The 21,913-nt window shown below is 68.6% G+C and carries 19 protein-coding genes, 1 tRNA gene and 1 riboswitch; of the genes, 8 read left to right on the forward strand and 12 right to left on the reverse strand.

What is annotated here, in order from left to right; translation table 11 throughout:
* Nucleotides 1–3: 3 nt before the first annotated feature.
* The 3 genes from BLT64_RS04135 to hisA are packed head-to-tail and all read right to left on the reverse strand — an operon-like array spanning nt 4 to nt 1,832.
* Entirely contained in the window at nt 4–330 is a 327-nt protein-coding gene (locus tag BLT64_RS04135; protein ID WP_011748180.1) for a phosphoribosyl-ATP diphosphatase, read from the reverse strand.
* Entirely contained in the window at nt 327–1,088 is a 762-nt protein-coding gene (hisF, locus tag BLT64_RS04140; RefSeq protein ID WP_011748179.1) for an imidazole glycerol phosphate synthase subunit HisF, read from the reverse strand. The genes BLT64_RS04135 and hisF overlap by 4 nt, the downstream gene beginning before the upstream one ends.
* Before the next feature lie 27 nt (nt 1,089–1,115).
* Entirely contained in the window at nt 1,116–1,832 is a 717-nt protein-coding gene (hisA, locus tag BLT64_RS04145; RefSeq protein WP_011748178.1) for a 1-(5-phosphoribosyl)-5-[(5-phosphoribosylamino)methylideneamino]imidazole-4-carboxamide isomerase, read from the reverse strand.
* Between the two features lie 159 nt (nt 1,833–1,991).
* Between hisA and BLT64_RS04150 the strand changes: the two genes are divergently transcribed.
* Nucleotides 1,992–2,378 carry a DUF2147 domain-containing protein gene (locus BLT64_RS04150; RefSeq protein WP_011748177.1) on the forward strand — a complete coding sequence of 129 codons (387 nt, stop codon included), beginning with the start codon at nt 1,992–1,994 and terminating at the stop codon, nt 2,376–2,378.
* 99 nt (nt 2,379–2,477) lie between these two features.
* Here BLT64_RS04150 and hisH read toward each other — a convergent pair whose 3' ends face one another.
* Nucleotides 2,478–3,107, reverse strand: a complete 630-nt coding sequence (gene hisH / locus BLT64_RS04155; RefSeq protein ID WP_011748176.1) for an imidazole glycerol phosphate synthase subunit HisH — start codon at nt 3,105–3,107, stop codon at nt 2,478–2,480.
* Nucleotides 3,107–3,694: an imidazoleglycerol-phosphate dehydratase HisB gene (gene hisB, locus BLT64_RS04160; RefSeq protein WP_011748175.1), complete on the reverse strand. Its 588-nt coding sequence runs from the start codon at nt 3,692–3,694 to the stop codon at nt 3,107–3,109. The genes hisH and hisB overlap by 1 nt, the downstream gene beginning before the upstream one ends.
* A 177-nt stretch (nt 3,695–3,871) precedes the next feature.
* Between hisB and BLT64_RS04165 the strand changes: the two genes are divergently transcribed.
* The 4 genes from BLT64_RS04165 (at nt 3,872) to carB (ending at nt 9,234) form a co-directional block, all read left to right on the forward strand.
* Nucleotides 3,872–4,507: a hypothetical protein gene (locus tag BLT64_RS04165; RefSeq protein ID WP_011748174.1), complete on the forward strand. Its 636-nt coding sequence runs from the start codon at nt 3,872–3,874 to the stop codon at nt 4,505–4,507.
* A gap of 3 nt (nt 4,508–4,510) precedes the next feature.
* Nucleotides 4,511–4,873, forward strand: a complete 363-nt coding sequence (locus BLT64_RS04170; protein WP_011748173.1) for a cell division protein ZapA — start codon at nt 4,511–4,513, stop codon at nt 4,871–4,873.
* A 313-nt stretch (nt 4,874–5,186) separates the two neighbouring features.
* Nucleotides 5,187–5,711 (forward strand): TIGR00645 family protein, encoded by a 525-nt coding sequence (locus BLT64_RS04175; RefSeq protein WP_011748172.1) that lies wholly within the window; start codon nt 5,187–5,189, stop codon nt 5,709–5,711.
* A 190-nt stretch (nt 5,712–5,901) separates the two neighbouring features.
* On the forward strand, nt 5,902–9,234 hold the full coding sequence (gene carB, locus BLT64_RS04180) for a carbamoyl-phosphate synthase large subunit (RefSeq protein WP_011748171.1): 3,333 nt from the start codon (nt 5,902–5,904) through the stop codon (nt 9,232–9,234).
* Nucleotides 9,235–9,676: 442 nt separating this feature from the next.
* Here the strand turns inward: carB and BLT64_RS04185 are convergent.
* The 4 genes from BLT64_RS04185 to BLT64_RS04200 all read right to left on the reverse strand — a co-directional run bounded on the left by BLT64_RS04185 (nt 9,677) and on the right by BLT64_RS04200 (nt 12,965).
* Nucleotides 9,677–9,751, reverse strand: a tRNA-Glu gene (locus BLT64_RS04185).
* A 121-nt stretch (nt 9,752–9,872) separates the two neighbouring features.
* Complete coding sequence (gene recJ, locus BLT64_RS04190) at nt 9,873–11,615, reverse strand: single-stranded-DNA-specific exonuclease RecJ (RefSeq protein WP_011748169.1); 1,743 nt, start codon at nt 11,613–11,615, stop codon at nt 9,873–9,875.
* A 51-nt stretch (nt 11,616–11,666) separates the two neighbouring features.
* A complete protein-coding gene (glpX, locus tag BLT64_RS04195; RefSeq protein WP_011748168.1) occupies nt 11,667–12,632 on the reverse strand; it encodes a class II fructose-bisphosphatase in 966 nt (321 codons plus the stop codon).
* 81 nt (nt 12,633–12,713) lie between these two features.
* On the reverse strand, nt 12,714–12,965 hold the full coding sequence (locus tag BLT64_RS04200; RefSeq protein ID WP_011748167.1) for a BolA family protein: 252 nt from the start codon (nt 12,963–12,965) through the stop codon (nt 12,714–12,716).
* Nucleotides 12,966–13,034: 69 nt separating this feature from the next.
* On the opposite strand from BLT64_RS04200, the gene BLT64_RS04205 reads away from it, so the two are divergent.
* Entirely contained in the window at nt 13,035–13,661 is a 627-nt protein-coding gene (locus BLT64_RS04205; RefSeq protein ID WP_011748166.1) for a J domain-containing protein, read from the forward strand.
* Between the two features lie 108 nt (nt 13,662–13,769).
* On the opposite strand, the gene metK is transcribed toward BLT64_RS04205, so the two are convergent.
* From metK to BLT64_RS04220, 3 genes are all read right to left on the reverse strand, one after another.
* Nucleotides 13,770–14,936 (reverse strand): methionine adenosyltransferase, encoded by a 1,167-nt coding sequence (gene metK, locus BLT64_RS04210; RefSeq protein ID WP_011748165.1) that lies wholly within the window; start codon nt 14,934–14,936, stop codon nt 13,770–13,772.
* 5 nt (nt 14,937–14,941) lie between these two features.
* A riboswitch (SAM-SAH riboswitch) is annotated at nt 14,942–14,990 on the reverse strand.
* 31 nt (nt 14,991–15,021) lie between these two features.
* The gene (gene lnt / locus BLT64_RS04215) at nt 15,022–16,560 is read right to left on the reverse strand and encodes an apolipoprotein N-acyltransferase (protein WP_049792321.1); all 1,539 of its coding nucleotides are present in this window, start codon (nt 16,558–16,560) and stop codon (nt 15,022–15,024) included.
* 9 nt (nt 16,561–16,569) lie between these two features.
* Nucleotides 16,570–18,669 carry a DEAD/DEAH box helicase gene (locus BLT64_RS04220; protein ID WP_041529897.1) on the reverse strand — a complete coding sequence of 700 codons (2,100 nt, stop codon included), beginning with the start codon at nt 18,667–18,669 and terminating at the stop codon, nt 16,570–16,572.
* A gap of 258 nt (nt 18,670–18,927) precedes the next feature.
* Between BLT64_RS04220 and argS the strand changes: the two genes are divergently transcribed.
* Both argS and BLT64_RS04230 read left to right on the forward strand, forming a co-directional pair.
* Nucleotides 18,928–20,673, forward strand: coding sequence for an arginine--tRNA ligase (argS, locus tag BLT64_RS04225; RefSeq protein WP_011748164.1), 1,746 nt, complete (start codon nt 18,928–18,930; stop codon nt 20,671–20,673).
* Between the two features lie 68 nt (nt 20,674–20,741).
* Nucleotides 20,742–21,911, forward strand: a complete 1,170-nt coding sequence (locus BLT64_RS04230; protein WP_011748163.1) for an SPOR domain-containing protein — start codon at nt 20,742–20,744, stop codon at nt 21,909–21,911.
* Nucleotides 21,912–21,913: the final 2 nt, after the last annotated feature.

The raw sequence follows: 21,913 nt of genomic DNA on the forward strand, positions 1-21,913 counted from the left end.
ATGTCACTTTCGAGACGCTTTTTCCTCGATCCCCGAACGCCCCTCGCGGCGGTCGAGTTCATTTTCCACGTCGGAAAGCGTCACGTCGCGCGCGGCAAGCATGACCAGCAGGTGATAAAGCGTGTCGGCCGCCTCGGAGATCAGTTTGGCGCGGTCGCCCTTGACCGCCTCGATGATCGCCTCCACGGCCTCTTCGCCGAATTTCTCGGCGCATTTCTCGGGACCCTTGGCCAGCAGCTTGGCGGTCCAGCTGGTCTCGGGGTCGGCACCTTTGCGTGCTGCGATGGTCTCGGCCAGGCGGTGAAGGCCGGTCGGGTGCGGGCCGCTCATGTCAGCCGCACCGGGATGCCGGCGGCGGCCAGGTGCTCCTTGGCCTCGCGCACGGTGAAGGTGCCGAAATGAAAGATCGAGGCCGCCAGCACCGCCGAGGCATGGCCCTCCAGCACGCCCTCGGCCAGATGCTCCAGCATGCCGACCCCGCCCGAGGCGATGACCGGGATCGTGACCGCATCGGCCACGGCGCGGGTCAGCGGGATGTTGAAGCCGGACTTGGTGCCGTCGCGGTCCATGCTGGTCAGCAGGATCTCGCCCGCGCCCTTGGCGGCGACGGTGCGGGCGAATTCCACCGCGTCGATGCCGGTGGGCTTGCGGCCGCCATGGGTGAAGATCTCCCACTTGCCGGGCGCCACGGTCTTGGCGTCGATGGCGCAGACGATGCACTGGCTGCCGAAACGGTCGGCGGCCTCGGCGATCACGTCCGGGTTTGCGACGGCGGCCGAGTTGAAGCTGACCTTGTCGGCCCCGGCCAGCAGCAGGGCACGCACGTCCTGGTGGCTGCGCACGCCGCCGCCCACGGTCAGCGGCACGAAACAGGCCTCGGCCGTGCGCGTCACCAGGTCGTACATGGTGCCGCGATTCTCATGCGTGGCGTGGATGTCGAGAAAGCAGATCTCGTCCGCGCCGGCCGCGTCATAGGCGCGCGCCGCCTCGACCGGATCGCCGGCATCGCGAAGGTCGACGAAGTTCACGCCCTTGACCACGCGGCCATCGGCGACATCCAGGCAGGGGATCACACGGGTCTTCAGCATGATGCCTTGTTACCTCGCCCGCCGCATTCAGGCCAGCGCCTTCAGCGCCGCATTCAGGTCGATGGCGCCGTCGTAAAGCGCCCGGCCGGAAATCGCCCCGGCGATGACCCCGGTCGCGCGCAGCGCCATCAGGTCCTGCATCGAGCTGACCCCGCCCGAGGCGATGACCGGAACGTTGACCGCCCGTGCCAGCGCCTCGGTCGCGGCGATGTTGGGACCGGCCATGGCGCCGTCGCGGTCGATGTCGGTATAGATGATCGCGGCGACGCCCGCGTCCTCGAAGCGATGCGCAAGGTCGACGACGTTCACGTCGGTTTCCTCGGCCCAGCCGCGCGTCGCCACCCGGCCGCCGCGCGCGTCGATGCCCACGGCGATCTTGCCGGGGAATGCCATCGCCGCCTCGCGTACCAGTTCGGGCTGCTCGACCGCCACCGTGCCCAGGATCACCCGTGCCAGCCCGCGGTCCAGCCAGCCTTCGATGGTCGCCATGTCGCGGATGCCGCCGCCCAGCTGGACGGGCAGGTCGATGGCGGCCAGGATCGCCTCGACCGCGGCGGCGTTCACCGGCTTGCCGGCAAAGGCGCCGTTCAGGTCGACCAGATGCAGCCATTCCGCCCCGGCGTCGCGAAAGGCGCGGGCCTGGGCGGCGGGGTCGGTGCCGAAGACGGTCGCCGCCTCCATGTCGCCGCGCAGCAGGCGCACGCAATTGCCGTCCTTGAGGTCGATCGCGGGATAAAGGATCATCGCATCTCTCCTGATAGCGTGGCGCCCCTTTGCCACAGCCGGCGCCGATCCGAAAGGCCCCGGGTCCCGCGGCCGCGACCTCACGTCAGGCTTGATCGCGGGCGGCCGGCACCCGCATCCTGCACCCGGGACCATAGCCCCAGGGGAGGGGGAATCACCATGAGGACACTGGCTCTTGCCGCTTTGCTCGCGCTTGCGGGCACCACCGCCCAGGCCGAGGGCATCGGCGGCATCTTCCAGACCCAGGCCAATGACGACGGCAATGTCGGCATGGTCGAGTTCTACGATTGCGGCGGCAAGTATTGCGGCAGGCTGATCAAGAGCTTCGACAAGGCGGGCAAGGAGATCAAGTCGCCTCATGCCGGCAAGAACATCGTCGCCGGCATGACCGACGATGGCGGCGGCAAGTTCTCGGGCGGCACGATCTGGGACCCGGGCGCCGACAAGACCTACAAGTCGAAGATGCAGCTCGACGGCAAGACGCTGAACGTCTCGGGCTGCGTCGCGGTCTTCTGCAAGACGCAACGCTGGGTCCAGGTCAAATAGCGGCCCGGCTTCTTTCCGTTTTCCAAATACCCCGGGGACGCCCTTCGGGCCCCGTCGAGGGGCCTGAAGGGCGGGGGGCAGAGCCCCCGGCCGCGCCCCTCACGGGCGCCAGCGCAGGAAGTTGCCGATGATGTGCAGGCCGACGGCCTGCGACTTCTCGGGATGGAACTGGGTGCCGACGATATTGTCGCGCCCGACCACCGCCGTCACCGGCCCGCCGTAATCGACAGTGGCCAGCAGATGCGCCGGATTGGCGACGCGGAACTGCCAGCTATGCACGAAATAGGCGTGATCGCCGGTCGCGATGCCGTCCAGCAGCGGATGCGGGCGCAGCACCGTCAGGTCGTTCCAGCCCATATGCGGCACCTTCAGGCCGGGGGCGTCGATGGCGTCGATCTCGCCGCCGATCCAGCCCAGCCCCTGGGTGTCGCGATATTCGTGCCCGGTCTCGGCCAGCATCTGCATGCCGACGCAGATGCCCATGAAGGGCACGGCGCGGTCCAGCACCGCCTCGCGCAGCGCCTCGACCATGCCGGGCACGGCATCCAGTGCCGCGCGGCAGGCCGGAAAGGCGCCATCGCCCGGCAGCACGATGCGGTCGGCGCGCGCGACCGCATCGGGGTCCGAGGTCACCACCACTTCGGCCCCCGCCTCGCGCCCCATCAGCGCAAAGGCCTTTTCAGCCGAATGCAGGTTGCCGCTGTCGTAATCGACCAGGGCCACCCGCATCAGAGCGCGCCCTTGGTCGAGGGCAGCACGCCCGCCATGCGCGGGTCGGGCTCGACCGCCTCGCGCATGGCGCGGGCCACCGCCTTGAAGGCGGCCTCGGCGATGTGATGGGCGTTCAGCCCGTGGATGCGGTCGACATGCAGGGTGATCCCGCCATGGGTCGACAACGCCTGGAAGAATTCCCGCACCAGCTCGGTGTCGAACGTGCCGATCTTCTGCGCCGGGAAATCCACGTTCCAGACCAGATAGGGCCGCGCCGAAAGATCCAGCGCCGCACGGACCAGCGCATCGTCCATCGCCAGGTGGAACGAGCCATAGCGCCGGATGCCCCGCTTGTCGCCAAGCGCCTGGGTCAGCGCCTGGCCGATGGCGATGCCGGTATCCTCGACCGTGTGGTGGTCGTCGATATGCAGGTCGCCCTTGGCCCGCACCGTCAGGTCGATCAGCGAATGCCGCGCCAGCTGGTCCAGCATGTGGTCGAAGAAGCCGACGCCGGTCCGGTTGTCGTAGCGGCCGGTGCCGTCGAGGTCCAGCTCGACCTCGATCTGCGTCTCGGCCGTTTCGCGGGTGATCTTTGCGCGGCGCATCGCGTCCTCTCCTCATGCAGGCTTGCCGCCTTATAGGGCCCGATCCGGCGGCTGAAAAGCCGATGCGGCGGCGCGGATCGGGCGGGAAGTCCCGCCCGTCCTTGTCATATGGCCGATCCAATGCGAAAAGTGACGGGCAAGCCCCAAAGGACAAGCGACCCGAAAGGATCCTGGCCGATGAGAGAAGACCTGAACCTCAGCGAAAAGCGGCTGATCGCGGCGCTGGACCGGATCGACCAATTCCTGGACCGCGTGGCCCAGGCGCGCCATGCCCCGCCGCCGGCATCCTCGGCCGAGGCAGAGGCGGTGCAAGTGCGGCTGCACGAGGCCGAGGCCGAGAATCGGCGTCTTTCGCAAGAGCTTGCCGCCCTGCACCAGCGCCAGGCCACCACGCTTTCCGACTGCGAGGCGCGGCTGGCCGAGGCGCATCAGCGCCTGGTCGCGGTCGGGCAGGAAGCCGCGCAGCTGTCTGCCGCGAACGAGGCCCTGGCCGAGGCCAACCGTGCCTTCGTCGCGGCGCAAGGCGAGGGCGCGTCGCAGGACGATATCCGCCGCGCGCTGGAGGCCGAGATCGAATCGCTGCGCGCCGCCCGTGCCGCCGAGGTCGCGCAGATGGGCGAGATCGTCGACGCGCTGGACCGCATGATAGACGGCCCGGCGCCCCCGGCCCCCGCCGATGCGCCGCCCGCCATGGTCGAGACCCCGGCGCCGCCGGAAGCCGCGACCCTTGCCGGCGAGGCGCGGGAGGACGGCCCGCCCGAGGCGGCGGAGCTTGCCGGGGACGGCGCCACTCTGGACGGGGAAAGGGGCTGAGCGATGGCCGAAGTGGATTTCTCGATCGGGCACAAGGCCTATACCCTAGCCTGCCAGGAGGGCGAGGAGCGGTTGCTGAAGCGCGCCGCCGGCCTGCTGGATGCCGAGGCCCAGGTGATTCTGGAACAGGCGGGCCGGATGCCTGAGCCGCGGCTCCTGCTGCTGTCGGGGCTGATGCTGGCCGACCGCACCTCGGGGCTGGAGGACCGCGTCGCCACGCTTGAGCGCGAGTTGGCGCGGCTGAAATCCAATCCGCAGCGCGTCGAGGTCCCGGTGGTGCCCGAGAGCCTGAGCGAGGCCATGGCGGAGCTGGCGGCGCGGGCCGAGGCCCTGGCCCAGAAGGCCGAGGACCAGTCGGCGGACTGAGCGCCGTCGGCGCCGTCCCTGGAGTATTTGCAGAACGGTGAAGATGGGGCCGTGGCCCGCCGTATGGCAGCGGTGTTCGTCGCGATGCGATGTCCCCGGGCACGGGGCGAGCGGCCTTTCGTCGCGCTTTGCGACACGGCGGCAGAGGCGGGCGCGTCGTCAGGCCCCTTGGTCCGAATATCTTTTCCCTTCGTTCCTGGCGCCGCCATCGCGCGCCGGTGGCGGTGCGGGCCTGCGCCGCGAAGGCTCGCCCCTTCCGGGCGGCGGCGCGCGGTATATATAGCGCGGGCCGTCCATTCATTCAGGAGCATTCATGGAACGCCTTCTCGAACGCAGCCTTTTCGCCAGTCGCTGGATGATGGCGCCGATCTATGTCGGTCTGGCGCTGTCGCTGTTGATCCTGCTTTGGGTCTTTGCGCTGGAACTGTGGCACCTGGTCGGCATCCTGCCGGTCATGACCGTCAACGACGCGGTGCTGGGCGTGCTGGCGCTGATCGACCTGAGCCTGGCGGCGAACCTTTTGCTGATCGTGATCTTTTCGGGCTACGAGAATTTCGTCAGCCGCATGGACCTGAGCGAGCATGAGGACAGGCCGGACTGGCAGGGCGAGGTCGATTTCTCGGGGCTGAAGCTGAAGCTGGTGGCCTCGATCGTGGCGATCTCGGGCATCCATCTGCTGAAGGTGTTCATGGATGTCAGCAAATACGCCCCCGATCAGATCCGCTGGATGGTGGTTATCCATCTGGTCTTCGTGATCTCGGGCGTGCTGCTGGCCGCGATGGACTGGATCGCGAACCATGGCAAGACGCTGAAGAAGGCCAAGGCTTCCCAGGCATGAGAGGTCGCGCCGGCTGCGCGGTCGCATGAGTATTTGGGGAACGAAGAAGGGCAGGGGCGGCGCATGATCGGCGCCGCCCCTTTTCGCTTTGGCGGATTTTTGGCCGGGCGGGCGGCGCGGACCCTTGCGACTTTGCCCGCCATGGCTATAACCCCGGACGATTTATCAGCCGCCAGCCCGAGGGACCGTCATGCCGAAGAGAACCGATATCAAATCCATCCTGATCATCGGCGCCGGTCCCATCGTCATTGGCCAGGCCTGCGAATTCGACTATTCCGGCGCCCAGGCCTGCAAGGCGCTGCGCGAGGAAGGCTATCGGGTCATCCTGGTCAACTCGAACCCCGCCACGATCATGACCGATCCCGAGATGGCGGATGCGACCTATATCGAACCGATCACCCCCGAGGTGGTCGAGAAGATCATCGCCAAGGAGCGGCCCGATGCGCTGTTGCCGACCATGGGCGGGCAGACGGGCCTGAACACCGCGCTGGCGCTGGCGGATATGGGCGTGCTGAACCGCTATGGCGTCGAGCTGATCGGCGCGCAGCGTGCCGCCATCGAGATGGCCGAGGACCGCAAGCTGTTCCGCGAGGCCATGGACCGCATCGGCCTGGAGAACCCGCGCGCCACCATCGTCGCGGCGCCCAAGCATCCGAACGGCCGCTATGACGTCGCGGCCGGCGTCGCCATGGCGATGGAGGCGCTGGAGGAGATCGGCCTGCCCGCCATCATCCGGCCTGCGTTCACGCTGGGCGGCACCGGCGGCGGCGTCGCCTATAACCGCGACGATTACGAGCGCATCGTGCGGTCGGGGCTGGAAGCCTCGCCCGTGGCGCAGGTGCTGGTGGACGAGAGCCTGCTGGGCTGGAAAGAGTATGAGATGGAGGTCGTGCGCGACCGCGCCGACAATGCCATCATCGTCTGCTCGATCGAGAACGTCGACCCGATGGGCGTGCATACCGGCGACTCGATCACCGTGGCCCCGGCGCTGACCCTGACCGATCGCGAATACCAGCGCATGCGCAACGGCTCCATCGCCGTGCTGCGCGAGATCGGCGTTGAGACGGGCGGCTCGAACGTGCAATGGGCGATCAACCCCAAGGACGGCCGCATGGTGGTGATCGAGATGAATCCGCGCGTGTCGCGGTCCTCGGCGCTGGCCTCGAAGGCGACGGGTTTCCCCATCGCCAAGATCGCCGCCAAGCTGGCGGTGGGCTATACGCTGGACGAGTTGGACAACGACATCACCCGCGTGACGCCGGCGAGCTTCGAGCCCTCGATCGACTATGTCGTGACCAAGATCCCGCGCTTCGCCTTCGAGAAGTTCCCGGGCTCCAGGCCCGAGCTGACCACGGCGATGAAATCCGTGGGCGAGGTCATGGCCATCGGCCGGACCTTCCACGAATCGCTGCAAAAGGCGCTGACCTCGATGGAGAACGGGCTGACCGGGCTTGACGAGATCGAGATCCCCGGCGCCCCCGACAAGGCCGCCATCGTCAAGGCGATCAGCCAGCAGACCCCCGACCGGCTGCGCCTGATCGCCCAGGCCATGCGCCACGGGCTGAGCGACGACGAGATCCAGCATGCGACCGCCTTCGATCCCTGGTTCCTGGCCCGGCTGCGCGAGATCGTCGATGCCGAGGCCGATGTGCGCGCCCAGGGACTGCCCGAGGATGCCGAGGGCTTGCGGCGGCTGAAGATGATGGGCTTCACCGACGCCCGGCTGGCGAAGCTTGCCGGCAAGCCCGAGGCCGAGATCCGCAAGGCCCGCCGCGCCCATGACCTGCACCCGGTCTTCAAGCGCATCGACACCTGCGCCGCCGAGTTCGAGGCCCAGACCCCCTATATGTATTCGACCTACGAGGCGCCGGCGATGGGCGAGGTCGAGAACGAGGCCCGGCCCAGCGACCGCAAGAAGGTGGTGATCCTGGGCGGCGGGCCGAACCGCATCGGCCAGGGCATCGAGTTCGACTATTGCTGCTGTCACGCCTGTTTCGCGCTGACCAAGGCCGGCTACGAGACGATCATGGTCAACTGCAACCCCGAGACCGTGTCCACCGATTACGACACCTCGGATCGGCTGTATTTCGAGCCGCTGACCCTGGAGCATGTGCTGGAGATCCTGCGCATCGAGCAAGAGAACGGTACGCTGCACGGCGTCATCGTCCAGTTCGGCGGCCAGACGCCGCTGAAGCTTGCCAATGCGCTGGAGGAAGAAGGCATCCCGATCCTGGGCACCACGCCGGACGCCATCGACCTGGCCGAGGATCGCGAGCGGTTCCAGAAGCTGCTGAACGACCTGGACCTGAAACAGCCGATCAACGGCATTGCCCATAGCGATGCCGAGGCCATCGAGATCGCCGGCCGCATCGGCTTTCCGCTGGTCATCCGCCCTTCCTATGTCCTTGGCGGTCGCGCGATGGAGATCGTGCGCGACATGGACCAGTTGAACCGTTATATCCGCGAGGCTGTGCAGGTTTCGGGCGACAGTCCGGTGCTGCTCGACAGCTATCTCTCGGGCGCCATCGAGGTCGATGTCGACGCGCTGTCCGACGGCGAGACCGTGCATGTCGCGGGCATCATGGAGCATATCGAGGAAGCCGGCGTGCATTCCGGCGACTCGGCCTGTTCGCTGCCGCCGCATACGCTGGACGCTGCCACCATCGCCGAGCTGAAGACCCAGACCGAAGCCATGGCCAAGGCGCTGAACGTCGTCGGGCTGATGAACGTGCAGTTCGCGCTGAAGGACGGCGCGATCTATGTGCTGGAGGTCAACCCGCGCGCCTCGCGCACCGTGCCCTTCGTCGCCAAGGCCACCGACAGCGCCATCGCCTCGATCGCGGCGCGGCTGATGGCGGGCGAGCCGATGTCGAACTTCCCCGCCCGCCCGGCCTATCCCGAGGGCGTCGGCCCCGACGATCCGCTGCCCTTCGCCGACCCGCTGACGCTGGCCGACCCGAACACGCCCTGGTTCTCGGTCAAGGAGGCGGTGCTGCCCTTCGCCCGCTTCCCCGGCGTCGATACGCTGCTTGGCCCCGAGATGCGCTCGACCGGCGAAGTCATGGGCTGGGATCGCAGCTTCCCGCGCGCCTTCCTCAAGGCGCAGATGGGGGCGGGCACGCAATTGCCCGAAAGCGGCCTAGTCTTCGTCTCGGTGCGCGACGCCGACAAGACCGAGGCGCTGGCCGAGGCGGCGCGCGAGCTGACCGCCATGGGCTTCAAGCTGGTTGCCACCCGCGGCACGGCCGAATTCCTGCGCGGCGCGGGGGTCGAGACCGAACTGGTCAACAAGGTCTATGAGGGCCGCCCGAACATCGTGGACCGCCTGAAGAACGGCGAGATCGTCATGGTGCTGAACACCACCGAGGGCGCGCAGGCCATCGCCGACTCGCGCGAGATTCGCGCGGTCGCGCTGAACGACAAGATCCCCTATTACACCACGGCCGCCGGCAGCATTGCCGCGGTCGCGGCGATCAAGTCGCGCGGAGAGGGTGAAGTCGGGGTCAGGTCGCTTCAAGCCTAGCGCCGGAATACGGCTGTTTCGGGGGCTTTTCAGCGCCCCCGACCGTGCGACGCGATTGAGAGCCCGGCTTTGCCGGAAGGAATGCCTGTAGGCCACCCGATCAACCGGGCAGGCAGGACCGGGATCGTCCTCGGCCCTGTAACGCAGGTGCGCGGGATCGCCTGTCGGCTGCAGCCGCGCCGGTTGGGGTAGCACAACCTTTGTCCGGGGCACCCACTGGATGAAGCGCAGGCCTTGCCGGCGCGCGAGGGCGATCTACGATCATCGGCAACTTTGGATAGGTCGCATCGGGTTGCCGGTATGGGCAAGCGCGCATGGCCCCGGTGTTTCAGGATTGCAGGACCGGAGGCCACGGTGTTCGCAGCCGATTGCCCATCGCGGTCGCAGAGCGGAGCCTTGTCCGACCCGAAGGGCGCAATGTTTTGCTTCTGAAGGGAAGAAGTGGCAGCCCGTAGGGGAGTCGAACCCCTCTTTTCAGGTTGAAAACCTGACGTCCTAACCGATAGACGAACGGGCCACTTTCCGTATCCGCCGGGTCGTACCCTGCGGCGTGGGGCGGTATTTAGGTTCTCTGCTGCGGGCCTGCAAGCGGAAAAATCACCTTGGCATAAAGTTTTTTCCGGCTGGAACCGGGGGCCTCAACCCACCGGCGCGGCATCGTCCAGACGCAGCCGCACCCGCTCGCGACCGCCCCATTGCGATAGCTCCAGCTTGCCCGCCAGATGGAAGCAGCGGCCGCGGGCGCCCAGCAGCGCGGGACCCAGCGGGCCGTTCATCGCGCCCCAGGCCACCGCCTCCAGCACCGGGCTGCCGGGGCTGCGGAAACGCAGGCGCAGGTGGCTGTCGCCCATCGCGCCCGCGCTGTCGATCAGCTGCTCGGCAAAGGCAAAGCGCGGTGCCGGCGCCGCCTGGCCGAAAGGGCCGGCGCGCTCCAGCATCTGCATCAGCTCGACCGTCGCCCCGGCGGGGTCCATGAGGCCCGAGATGCGCAGCTCGCCGGCGCCCGGACGCTCGGCCATTTCGCGCGACAGAAGCTGCGACAGGCGCTCCATGGCTGCGGGGATCTTTGCCTCCTCGATTGTCAGGCCGGCTGCCATGGCATGCCCGCCGCCCTTCAACAGCAGCCCCTCGGCCGAAAGGCGCTGGATGGCGCGGCCCAGGTCCACGCCGGGCACCGAGCGGGCCGAGCCCTTGCCGATGCCGCCCTCTACCCCGATCACCACCGAGGGCAGGCCGGTCGCCTCCTTCACCCGCGCGGCAACGATGCCGACGACGCCGGGATGCCAGCCGTCGCCCGCCGCCCAGGCGACCAGGCTGTCGCTGGCGCGGGCCTCGACCTGGGCCAGCGCCTCGTCGCGCACGGCGGCCTCGATGGCGCGGCGGTCGCGGTTCAGGACGTCCAGTTCGGCCGCCAGCCGCTCGGCCTGCCGGCCGTCGGTGCAGGACAGGCACAACGCGCCCAGATCGGCACGCCCGACCCGGCCGCCGGCATTGATGCGCGGCCCCAGGAGAAAGCCCAGGTGAAAGGCGTTCGGCGCCGAATCGAGCCGCGCCACGTCCGACAGCGCCACCAGGCCCGGACGTTCGCGCCGCGCCATGACCAGCAGCCCCTGCCGCACGAAGGCGCGGTTCACGCCCACCAGCGGCGCCACATCCGCGACCGTCGCCAGCGCCACCAGGTCCAAGAGCGGGATCAGGTCGGGTTGCGGATGGCCGTCCCTGCGCAGCAGGCTGTTGCAGCGCACCAGCGTCAGGAACACCACGCCCGCGGCGCAGAGATGTCCAAGGCTGCCGTCCTCGTCGGCGCGATTCGGGTTCACCACCGCCAGGACCGGGGGCAGGGTTTCGCCGCCCTGGTGATGGTCCAGCACGATCACATCGCAACTCGCCGCCGCCAGCGCCTCATGGCTGAGCGTGCCGCAGTCGACGCAGATGATCAGGTCATGACCCTGCGACAGCGACGCGATGGCAGGGGCGTTGGGGCCATAGCCCTCGTCGATGCGGTCGGGGATATAGAGCGTGGCGTCGCGGCCCTGCCGGCGCAGCCAGTCCAGCAGAAGCGCGGCCGAGGCGCCGCCATCGACATCGTAATCGGCGAAGATGGCGATGCGCTGGCCGGCCAGCACGGCCGCGACCAGCCGCTCGGCCGCCTTGTCCATGTCGCGCAGGCTCGAAGGGTCTGGCAGCAGGTCGCGCAGCTTGGGATCGAGGTAAAGCGGCGCCTCATGCGCGGGCACGCCCCGCGCGGCCAGCACCCGGCTGACGGGCAGGGGCAGGCGGCTGTCCTGGGCCAGCGCCTCGGCGGCGCGTTCCAGCGTGGCTTCGGGACCGCGCCAGAGGCGGCCGGTCAGCGAGGATTCTACGGAAAGAAAGGCGGTCATGTGGGCTTCATCCCCCATGACCGCCTGCTGTTCAAGCCCGTCCGTCCAAGCTTACTTGATCGGGTTGCGATAGATCATGCGCCGCACCGAGCCGGTCTTCGAGCGCATCAGTATGGTTTCGGTCTGCAGGTAATGCGGCTCGCGCTTGACGCCGGCCACGATCGAGCCGTTCGTCACCCCGGTCGCGGCAAAGATCACGTCCGCCGTGACCATTTCGTCGCGCGAATAGATGCGGTTCAGGTCGGTGATGCCGGCCTTGGCGGCGCGGCCCTTCTCGTCGTCGTTGCGGAACAGCAGCTTGCCCCACATCTGCCCGCCCATGCATTTCAGCGCCGAGGCGGCCAGAACCCCTTCGGGCGCGCCGCCCGAGCCCATATACATGTCGATGCCGGTCAGCTCGGCCTCAGCGCAATGGATCACGCCGGCCACGTCGCCGTCGGTGATCAGCCGGATGGCCGCGCCGGTCGAGCGCACCTCGGCCACCAGGTCCTCGTGCCGGGGGCGCTCCAGGATGCAGACGGTGATGTCGCTGTCCTTGACCCCGCGCGCCTTGGCCAGCGCCCGCACCCGTTCCGAGGGCGACATGTCCAGGCTGACCACGTCCGTGGGATAGCCCGGGCCGATGGCAAGCTTTTCCATGTAGACATCGGGCGCATGCAGCAGCGTGCCGCGCGGCGCCATGGCGATCACGGTCAGCGCGTTGGGCATGTCCTTGGCAGTCAGCGTGGTGCCCTCCAGCGGGTCCAGCGCGATGTCGACCGCGGGGCCGGCGCCGGTGCCGACCTCCTCGCCGATGAACAGCATCGGCGCCTCGTCCCGCTCGCCCTCGCCGATGACGACGACGCCCTTGATGTCGAGCATGTTCAGCTGCTCGCGCATCGCGTTCACGGCGGCCTGGTCGGCGGCCTTCTCGTCGCCGCGGCCGATCAGCCGCGCCGAGGCATGGGCGGCGGCCTCGCTGACGCGGGCAAGGCCGAGCGACAGCATGCGATCGTTGAAATCCTTGGGCGAGGTCATGCGGAAATTCCTTGTGCTTTCTGGCTTTCCGGGCTTCTACGCCCGGTGCCCCGGTCCGGCAAGCCTGCGCGCGCTAACGGGTCAGTTTTCCGCCAGTTCCAGTGCCAGCGCATGGATACGCGGCACGATGTCGCCCAAGGTCGCATGCACCAGCCGGTGGCGCGCGACACGGCCCAGCCCCGCAAAACGGGCGCTGGCCATGCGGATGCGGAAATGCGTCTCGCCGCCCTCGCGCCAACCGCCATGGCCGCGATGGTTCTCGCTCTCATCGATGATTTCCAGCCGCAAGGGCTGGAGTTCGGCCAGTCTTTTACGCATCTCGTCGGCAATCATGCGCTTGCCCCCTTTCATGTCCCGCGAAATAGCCTAAACTGCCTGTCCCGTTCAGGACAAGGCAGGCAGATGAGCAACAGCGACCCGTTCGGATTCGACATTTCCGCGGCCTCGGACAAGAAACGCCGGGCCAAGGGCCGGCGCGGCATGTCCGGCGCCTTCGAAACATCGACGCGGCGATGCGACAAGGAGGGCTGCAACCAGCCGGGCCAGTATCGCGCGCCGAAATCCCCGCGGGCGCTGGACGAATACTATTGGTTCTGCAAGGAACATGTGCGCGAATACAACCTGAACTGGAACTATTTCCAGGGCCAGTCCGAGGCCGAGTTCCAGGAATTCCTGGACAATGCCACGGTCTGGGAACGGCCGACCAAGCCCTTCGGCCGGGCCGCGCAGGAACAGAAATGGGCCCGCCACGGCATCGACGATCCGCTGGAGATCCTGGGCGCGAACGGCACCAACCCCGAGCTGCGCACCCGCACCGCGCGCAAGCTGCCGCCGACCGAGCGCCGGGCGCTGGAGATCCTGGAGGCCAAGGAGACCTGGACCCGCGCCGAGATCCGCAAGCAATACAAGTCCCTGGTCAAGGATCTTCACCCGGACATGAACGGCGGCGACCGCTCGGACGAGGATCGGCTGCAAGAGGTGGTCTGGGCCTGGGACCAGATCAAGGACAGCCGCAGCTTCAAGGACTGAGCGCCCGGTCCCGCATGGAAAAAGAGCCGCGAAAACCCGCGGCCCCTTCTCTGTTTCGAAAATACTCTGGGGGAGCGCGGAACGCGCGGGGGCAAAGCCCCCATACCCTCAAAGCTCGCGCTTGATCGCCTCGACGAGATCGGTCCGCTCCCACGAGAAACCGCCATCGGCATCGGGGGCGCGGCCGAAATGGCCATAGGCGGCGGTGCGGCGATAGATCGGGCGGCAAAGCGCCAGATGCTCGCGGATGCCGCGCGGTGTCAGGTCCATGGCCCGCGAGACGGCGCGCTCGATCTCGGCCTCGGGCACCTCGCTGGTGCCGAAGGTGTCGGCATAGATCGACAGGGGCTTCGCCACGCCGATGGCATAGCTGAGCTGGATCACGCAGCGCTTCGCCAGTCCGGCCGCGACGACGTTCTTGGCCAGGTAGCGCGCGGCATAGGCGGCCGAGCGATCCACCTTGGTCGGATCCTTGCCCGAAAAGGCGCCGCCGCCATGCGGGGCCGCGCCGCCATAGGTGTCGACGATGATCTTCCGCCCGGTCAGGCCGGCGTCGCCGTCGGGTCCGCCGATCACGAAGGTGCCCGTGGGGTTCACCCACCATTCCGTGCGCTCGGTCAGCCATTCGGCGGGTAGGACCTCGCGGATATAGGGCTCGACGATGGCGCGGATGTCGTCCGAGGTCTGGCTCTCGTCCTTGTGCTGGTGCGACAGCACCAGGCTGGTGATCTCGACCGGCTTGCCGTTCTCGTAGCGCAGGCTCAGCTGGGATTTCGCATCCGGCCCTAGCGTCGGCTCGGCGCCGGACTTGCGCGCCTCGGCCAGCCGGCGCAGGATCGCGTGCGCATACTGGATCGGCGCCGGCATCAGTTCCGGGGTCTCGTCGACGGCATAGCCGAACATGATGCCCTGGTCGCCCGCGCCGTCGCGGTCGACGCCCTGGCTGATATGGGCGGACTGCTCGTGCAGGTAGTTGTGGACATGGCAGGTGTTCCAGTGGAACTTTTCCTGCTCATAGCCGATGTCGCGAATGGTGTTGCGGGCGATCTCGGCGATGCGGCCCATGTATTCGCCAAGCTTTTTCTTGTCGCTCAGCCCGATCTCGCCGCCGATCACGACCGTGCCGGTGGTGGCGAAGGCCTCGCAGGCGACGCGGGCGGCCGGGTCCTCGGCCAGAAGCGCGTCCAGAACAGCGTCCGAGATCTGGTCGCACAATTTGTCGGGGTGGCCCTCGGAGACGGATTCCGAGGTGAACACATAGTCCTGTCTGGCCATGAAGATGCTCCGTTGAAATGACGCCGCCACGCCAGGAAGCCGTTGTGGCGGTCAGGGGAAGCGTTAGTGGACGCGCCCGCCGACGTCAACCGCGCAACTTGGCGCGAGACGTTCCGGCAAGCAGCAGGAAGGCCGCCAGCGCCAGCGCCACGGCCGGCCAGTCGCCCCAGCGCGACCATGGCGTGGGCGGCAATGCCCCGGGCAGCGCGGCATCGATGCGGCCGGCGCGGTTCAGTCCCAGCGTGGCGCGCAGCCCCCCGCGCGCGTCGATCACCGCCGAGACGCCGGTATTGGCCGCCCGCATCAGGGGCAGGCCCGATTCGATAGCACGCAGCCGCGCCTGCGCCAGATGCTGCCACGGCCCGGAAAGCTGGCCGAACCAGGCGTCGTTGGTGACTTGCAGCAGCCATTCCGGCCGATTTTCCCCGGCGATCAGGTGATGCGAAAACACCGCCTCATAGCAGATCAGCGGCTGCATCGCCGGCAGGCCGGGCAGGTGCATGACCTGCGGCGCCGGGCCGGCGGAATAGCCGAAGCCGTGCTGCGCGGCAAAGGCGCGAATGCCGAACTGCGCCATGATGTCGCCCCAGGGCGTGTATTCGCCAAAGGGAACCAGATGGAACTTGTCGTAGACCGGGCCGATTCCGTCGGCCGAGAACTGGGTCAGGCTGTTGAAATAGCGCTCGCCCTCGACCCGCTGGATGCCAAGGATCACCGGAGTGCCGACATAGGCGGCGATCTCCTGCGGGGCGGTGCCCGATTGCTCCAGCAGGAAGTTCACCGCCGTCTCGGGCCAGATCACCGCATCGGGCGGCGCCGCGTCGGGGTCGCGCGCCGCCGAAAGATCAAGCAGGCGGCGGAAGAACACTTCGGACCAATAGGGGTCCCATTTCAGCGCCTGGGTGGCGTCGGGCTGGATCAGGCGCAGGCGCAGGCCGGTATCGGGCGGCAGGGGCTGGGCCAGCCGCGCCAGCCCGGCGCTCCAGGCGGTGGCGACGACCAGCGCGGCCAGGACCGTGCCGGGCAGTGCCGGAAAGCGGCCGGGCCGGTGAAAGCACAGGGGCAGGGCGGTGGCCAGCATGGTCAGGCCGGACAGCCCGATCGCGCCGAGGGTCGCCGCGACCTGCCCGGCGGGGGTGTCGATCCAGACATGGCCGGTCAGCGCCCAGGGCAGGCCGGTAAAGATCCAGCCGCGCATCCAGTCCGACAGCACCATCAGCGCGGCAAAGCCCAGCCCCTGCCGGGGAAAGCCGGGCGCAAAGCGGGCGGCGAGCCAGGCGGGAACGGTCCAGAACAGTGCCCCGCCTGCCGCCATGAAGACCAGCGCAAAGGGGGCCATCCAGCCATAGATCTCGGGCTCGACCAGGAAGGGCTCGACGATCCAGGACATCGCCAGCGCGAAATGGCCCAGCCCGGCGGCAAAGGCATTCCAGGCGGCGGCGCGGGGCGTTGCAGCATGGGCGACCCGCCGGCAGAGCAGCGCCAGCGCCAGCAAGGTCAGCGGCCAGAGATCCCAGGGAGCCTGACCCAGCGCGGCCACCGCGCCCAGCCCGACGCCAAGGGCGAGCGCCGTCCAGGATGGGCGCCCGCGTCGCGAGGATGGCGTGAAGGCCGAAAGGGCCATGGACCCGGCTCAGGCCCCGGCGGTGGTGTCGTCCGGGCTCGGGGCAGTCTCAGCGCCGGGTTCCGCGGTTCCGGTGGCGGCCTCCGTCTCGGCCGCCTTGGCCTTCGTCTTGCGGGGTGCGCGGGGCTTGGCCGGCTTTTTCGCTGCCTTGCGCGCCGGCTTGGCGGCGGGCTCGGCCTCAACCTCGGCTGGGGCCTCCGGTTGCGCGATTTCGGCCTGTTCCGGTTCGGGCTGCGCGGTTTCGGCGGCCTCGGGAGCGGGCGCCTCCGCCGCTTCGGCCTTGGCCTTGGTCGCGCGCGGCTTGCGCTTGCGGACGGGCTTCGCCTTGGCCTCGGGTTCCGGGGCCGCTGCGGGCTCGGCAGGTGCTTCTTCGGCAGCGGCTTCGGGGGTGGCTTCCGTCACGGGTTCTGCGACAGGCTCGACCGTGGCAGGTTCGGGGGCCGGCACAGGCTGGACCTCGGCAAGCGGCTCGACGGCTGCAGGTTCGGCGGGTTGGGCAGCAGCACCGACCGGTGCGGATTCGGCCCGGGCCTGTTCCGCCGGGGCCGGTGCGATGCCTTTGCGCCGGGGCTCGGCCGCGACGGTTTCCTCGGCCGGCATCTCTTCGGCGGGTTCGGTGAAGCCGGGGCGGAAGCTGCGGGTCAGGAATTCCGGCACATGATCGCCCATGCCCATGATGGGATGGCGGTCGGTGCGGCGGTCCTCGCGCCGGTCATGGCCACGCTCGTGGCGCTCGCGGCGATCTTCGCGGCGGTCTTCACGGGGCGCGCGGTCATGCCTGCGCTCGGCCGGCTCGGCCGGTTTCGCTTCGGCGCGCGGCTCATGGGCCTGGACGGGTGCCGCTGCGCGCTGTTCGCTGTCGTCGCGGCGGCCCCGGCGGTCGCGGTCGCGCCCGCGTTCCTTGCGGCCGGTTTCGCGTGCGGGGCGCGGCGCGCCCTGGGCGGCGGTGGACAGGGTGAAGCCCTCCGGCACCGGGCAGCGGGGCAGGGCCTGCTTGACCAGCGATTCGATGGCGCCCAGGTATTTCTCGTCCGCCGGCGTCGCGATGGAAATCGCGGTGCCCAGTCGCCCGGCCCGGCCGGTGCGGCCGATGCGGTGCACGTAATCCTCGGCATGGCTGGGCAGGTCGAAGTTGAAGACATGGCTGACCGCCGGGATGTCCAGCCCGCGCGCCGCCACGTCCGAGGCGACGAGAAAGCGCAGCGTGCCCTCGCGGAAGCCGTCCAGCGTCGCCATGCGGTGGCGCTGGTCCAGGTCGCCGTGGATCGGAGCCGCGTCGAAGCCATGCGCCTTGAGCGACTTGGCGACGATGTCCACCTCGGTCTTGCGGTTGCAGAAGATGATGGCGTTCTTGAGGCCCTCGCCCTCGGCGCGGATCAGGGCGCGCAGCAATTCGCGCTTCTGCTTGGCGGTCTGGTCGCGGCGGGTGGGGGCGATCTCGATCAGCTTCTGGGTGATCGTCTCGCTGGTGGTGGCCTGGCGGGCGACCTCGATGCGTTCGGGCGCGTGCAGGAAGGTGTCGGTGATGCGCTCGATCTCGGGTGCCATGGTGGCGCTGAAGAACAGCGTCTGCCGGGTAAAGGGCGTCAGTTGGAAGATGCGCTCGATATCGGGGATGAAGCCCATGTCGAGCATCCGGTCGGCCTCATCGACCACCATGATCTGCACGCCGGTCAGCAGCAGCTTGCCGCGCTCGAAATGATCCAGCAGCCGGCCGGGCGTCGCGATCAGCACATCGACGCCGCGGTCGATCAGCTTGTCCTGCTCGCCGAAGGAAACGCCGCCGATCAGCAGCGCCTTGGTCAGCCGGGTATGCTTGGCATAGATGTCGAAATTCTCGGCCACCTGCGCGGCCAGTTCGCGCGTCGGACACAGCACCAGGCTGCGCGGCATCCGCGCCCGCGCCCGGCCGCGGCCGAGCAGGGTAATCATCGGCAAGGTGAAGCTGGCGGTCTTGCCGGTGCCGGTCTGGGCGATGCCCAGCACGTCGCGCCCTTCCAGCGCCGGGGGAATCGCCCCGGCCTGGATCGGCGTGGGCGTCTCATAGCCCGCCTCGGCGATGGCTTTCAGAACCTTGGGGTCCAGCTTCAGATCGGAAAACTTGGTCATTCAGGGCTTTCGTATCAAATGCGCGGGCCAGCCCGCGCCGTGCTTGCGTCCATCGCCGCCTGCCCGGGGAAACCGGGTTTCGCGGCGGGTCGGGACGCAATTTCCGCACGCCCCTCGCCTTGCCTGCCGGATGCAGACAGGGCGGACCTAGCGGAAAACCCGCTCTTCGTCAATCTGATGCGGTTTTCGCGTTCGGCGGCCCGGTTGACGGCCCCCTTGGGCAGGCGCTATCCCCGGGCGATCTTACGGATGGAAGCCATGAACCTCTTTTCGGATATCCGCACGCTGGTGATCGGCGCGCTGGCGCAGATGGAACAGGCGGGCGAGCTGCCTGCGGGCCTCGACACCGCGAACGTGACGGTCGAGCCGCCGCGGGACGCCGCCCATGGCGACATGGCCACCAACGCCGCCATGGTGCTGGCCAAGCCCGCCGGGAAAAAGCCGCGCGACATCGCCGAGGCGCTGGCCGCGCGCCTGGCCGCCGATCCGCGCATCGCCTCGGCCGAGGTGGCGGGGCCGGGCTTCCTGAACCTGCGGCTGGTGTCCGGCGAATGGCAGTCCGTCGTCCGCGCCGCGCTGGCCGAGGGCGGGGATTACGGCCGTTCCGAGATGGGCAGGGGCCAGCGGATCAACGTCGAATTCGTCAGCGCCAACCCCACCGGCCCGATGCATGTCGGCCATACCCGCGGCGCGGTCTTCGGCGACGCATTGGCCGCGCTGCTGGATTTCTCGGGCCATGAGGTCACGCGCGAATATTACATCAACGACGGCGGCGCGCAGGTCGACGTGCTGGCGCGCTCGGCCTATGAACGCTATCGCGAGGCCAACGGGCTGGAGCCCGAGATCCGCGAGGGGCTTTATCCCGGCGACTACCTGATCCCGGTGGGCGAGGCGCTGAAAACGAAATACGGCGAGACCCTGCTCGACAAGCCCGAGGAGGAATGGCTGGCCGAGGTGCGCGACTTCGCCACCCGGGCGATGATGGACATGATCCGCGAGGATCTGGCGCTGCTCAATGTCCATATGGACGTGTTCTCCAGCGAGAAGGCGCTTTACGGCACCGGCCGGATCGAGGCTGCGATCGAGCGGCTGCGCCAGGCCGGGCTGATCTACGAAGGCGTGCTTGAGCCGCCCAAGGGCAAGACGCCCGAGGATTGGGAGCCACGGGAACAGACGCTGTTCCGCTCGACCGCGCATGGCGACGACGTGGACCGGCCGGTGAAGAAATCGGACGGCTCCTGGACCTACTTCGCGCCCGACATCGCCTATCACTGGGACAAGATCGAGCGCGGCTACGATGCGCTGATCGACGTCTTCGGCGCCGACCATGGCGGCTATGTCAAGCGCATGACCGCCGCCGTGAAGGCGCTGTCCGACGGCCGGGTGCCGCTGGACGTCAAGCTGATCCAGCTGGTGCGGCTGTTCAAGAACGGCGAGCCCTTCAAGATGTCCAAGCGCGCCGGCACCTTCGTCACCCTGCGCGACGTGGTCGAGCAGGCGGGGGCGGACGTGACCCGCTTCCACATGCTGACGCGCAAGAACGACGCGGCGCTGGACTTCGACTTCGCGCGCGTCCTGGAGCAGTCCAAGGACAACCCGGTCTGGTATGTGCAATATGCCAGCGCCCGGGTGAACTCGGTGCTGAACAAGGCCGCCGGGATGGGTGTCGACACCACGGATGCGGCGCTGGCGCAGGCGGATCTGGCGCAGCTTTCGCATCCGGCCGAGCTGGAACTGGCCCGCAAAGTTGCAGAATGGCCACGCACGGTCGAGATCGCGGCCCGCGCGCATGAGCCGCATCGGATTGCGTTTTTCCTCTATGATATCGCGTCCGAGCTGCATTCGCTGTGGAACCGCGGCAATGACGAACCCGCCCTGCGCTTCCTGCAAGAGGGCGATCCTGCGGCCATGGCGGCGAAAATCGCCCTCGCACGGTCCGTCGGCGTTGTCATTTCGGCCGGTCTTGGTATCTTGGGGGTGACTCCGGCCAAAGAAATGCGCTGAAGAACGGCGCCTTGCCGGGGACGAGCAGATAAACGAGCAGCGTCGGGACAACCGGCAGGCAGGCAGGAATGACGGTAGTAGATTTCCGCTCTTCGGGCGGGTTTGACGGGTCGCAGTCGCATGGGCTGTCGCAGGATTGTCCCCATGCCGACCGGCAGCAGGGCCATGTCGAGGACTGGCAGGACGAGGGCTGGCAAGACGGCGGCTGGGACGGGCAGCACTATCACGCCCATGCCGAGGCACTGGCCGAATCGCCCTCGCTTCTGGGGCGGCTTACGCGGCTTACGCATTACGTCGGGGCGCTGGTTTCGGTCGGGCTGATCGTGATCCTGGCCGTCTGGGGCTACAAGCTGGTGGTCCGCGACGTCTCGGGCGTGCCGGTGATCCGCGCCATCGAGGGCGAGGCCCGCACCGCCCCCGACAATCCGGGGGGCGAGTTGACCGACCGCACCGGCCTTGCCGTGAATTCGGTCGCCGCCGGGGCCGAATCCGCGGCCGTGGAACGCGTGGCCATCGCGCCGTCCGCTACCCCGCTCGAGGGTCAGGACGTGGCCATGGGCGAATTGGGCGCCACCGCGCAAGAGCCTTCGCATCCGGTCGAAATGCCGCTGATGGAGGAAACCGCCCGCGTCATCGCCCGTCCCGACGGCGAAACCCTGGCCGAGCCCGATCCGGCTGCCGAATCCGTCGCCAATGCGGTGATCTCGGATGCCCCGGCCGCCGATGCGCCGGTGAACGAGGCGGTGACCGACCTTGCCGGCAACGAGACGCGCGACATCGCCATCACCACCGCGCTGGCCGAGGCCGGCGTCGCGCCGACCCCCGCCGGCATCGCGCAATCGGCGCGTCCCGCGCCGCGTCCGCGCCGTGTGGCCGCCGCCTCGGCGTCATCCGCGCCGGCGCCCGTGGCTGCGCCTGCCGCCGCCGCCGAGAGCCGTCCCGCCGCCGCGCCCGAACCCGCTGCGCCCGCTCCGGCGCAGGTCGCCTCGGGTGCGCCGCTGGTCCAGATCGGCGCCTTTGACAGCGATGCGCTGGCGCGGGGCGAATGGAACCGCGTCTCGGGCAAGTTCGGCGCGCTTTTCGCCGGCAAGGGCATGGTGGTCCAGGAGCACAAGGCCAATGGCCGCACCTTCTGGCGCCTGCGCGCCGCCGGCTTCGCCTCTCGCGACGAGGCGCGCCGCTTCTGCGCGGCGCTGATCGCCGAGGGCGTGGACTGCATCCCCGCCGCGGCGAAATGAGC

It is taken from the genome of Paracoccus denitrificans, assembly GCF_900100045.1.
GTDB lineage: Bacteria > Pseudomonadota > Alphaproteobacteria > Rhodobacterales > Rhodobacteraceae > Paracoccus > Paracoccus denitrificans.

Coding starts and splice junctions, on each gene's coding strand:
- BLT64_RS04135 (WP_011748180.1), bottom strand. CDS start 330: ATGAGCGGCCCGCACCCGACCGGCCTTCACCGCCTGGCCGAGACCATC.
- BLT64_RS04175 (WP_011748172.1), top strand. CDS start 5,187: ATGGAACGCCTTCTCGAACGCAGCCTTTTCGCCAGTCGCTGGATGATG.
- hisB (WP_011748175.1), bottom strand. CDS start 3,694: ATGCGCCGCGCAAAGATCACCCGCGAAACGGCCGAGACGCAGATCGAG.
- BLT64_RS04165 (WP_011748174.1), top strand. CDS start 3,872: ATGAGAGAAGACCTGAACCTCAGCGAAAAGCGGCTGATCGCGGCGCTG.
- hisA (WP_011748178.1), bottom strand. CDS start 1,832: ATGATCCTTTATCCCGCGATCGACCTCAAGGACGGCAATTGCGTGCGC.
- hisH (WP_011748176.1), bottom strand. CDS start 3,107: ATGCGGGTGGCCCTGGTCGATTACGACAGCGGCAACCTGCATTCGGCT.
- lnt (WP_049792321.1), bottom strand. CDS start 16,560: ATGGCCCTTTCGGCCTTCACGCCATCCTCGCGACGCGGGCGCCCATCC.
- carB (WP_011748171.1), top strand. CDS start 5,902: ATGCCGAAGAGAACCGATATCAAATCCATCCTGATCATCGGCGCCGGT.
- metK (WP_011748165.1), bottom strand. CDS start 14,936: ATGGCCAGACAGGACTATGTGTTCACCTCGGAATCCGTCTCCGAGGGC.
- BLT64_RS04200 (WP_011748167.1), bottom strand. CDS start 12,965: ATGATTGCCGACGAGATGCGTAAAAGACTGGCCGAACTCCAGCCCTTG.
- hisF (WP_011748179.1), bottom strand. CDS start 1,088: ATGCTGAAGACCCGTGTGATCCCCTGCCTGGATGTCGCCGATGGCCGC.
- BLT64_RS04205 (WP_011748166.1), top strand. CDS start 13,035: ATGAGCAACAGCGACCCGTTCGGATTCGACATTTCCGCGGCCTCGGAC.
- recJ (WP_011748169.1), bottom strand. CDS start 11,615: ATGACCGCCTTTCTTTCCGTAGAATCCTCGCTGACCGGCCGCCTCTGG.
- BLT64_RS04230 (WP_011748163.1), top strand. CDS start 20,742: ATGACGGTAGTAGATTTCCGCTCTTCGGGCGGGTTTGACGGGTCGCAG.
- argS (WP_011748164.1), top strand. CDS start 18,928: ATGAACCTCTTTTCGGATATCCGCACGCTGGTGATCGGCGCGCTGGCG.
- BLT64_RS04150 (WP_011748177.1), top strand. CDS start 1,992: ATGAGGACACTGGCTCTTGCCGCTTTGCTCGCGCTTGCGGGCACCACC.
- glpX (WP_011748168.1), bottom strand. CDS start 12,632: ATGACCTCGCCCAAGGATTTCAACGATCGCATGCTGTCGCTCGGCCTT.
- BLT64_RS04220 (WP_041529897.1), bottom strand. CDS start 18,669: ATGACCAAGTTTTCCGATCTGAAGCTGGACCCCAAGGTTCTGAAAGCC.
- BLT64_RS04170 (WP_011748173.1), top strand. CDS start 4,511: ATGGCCGAAGTGGATTTCTCGATCGGGCACAAGGCCTATACCCTAGCC.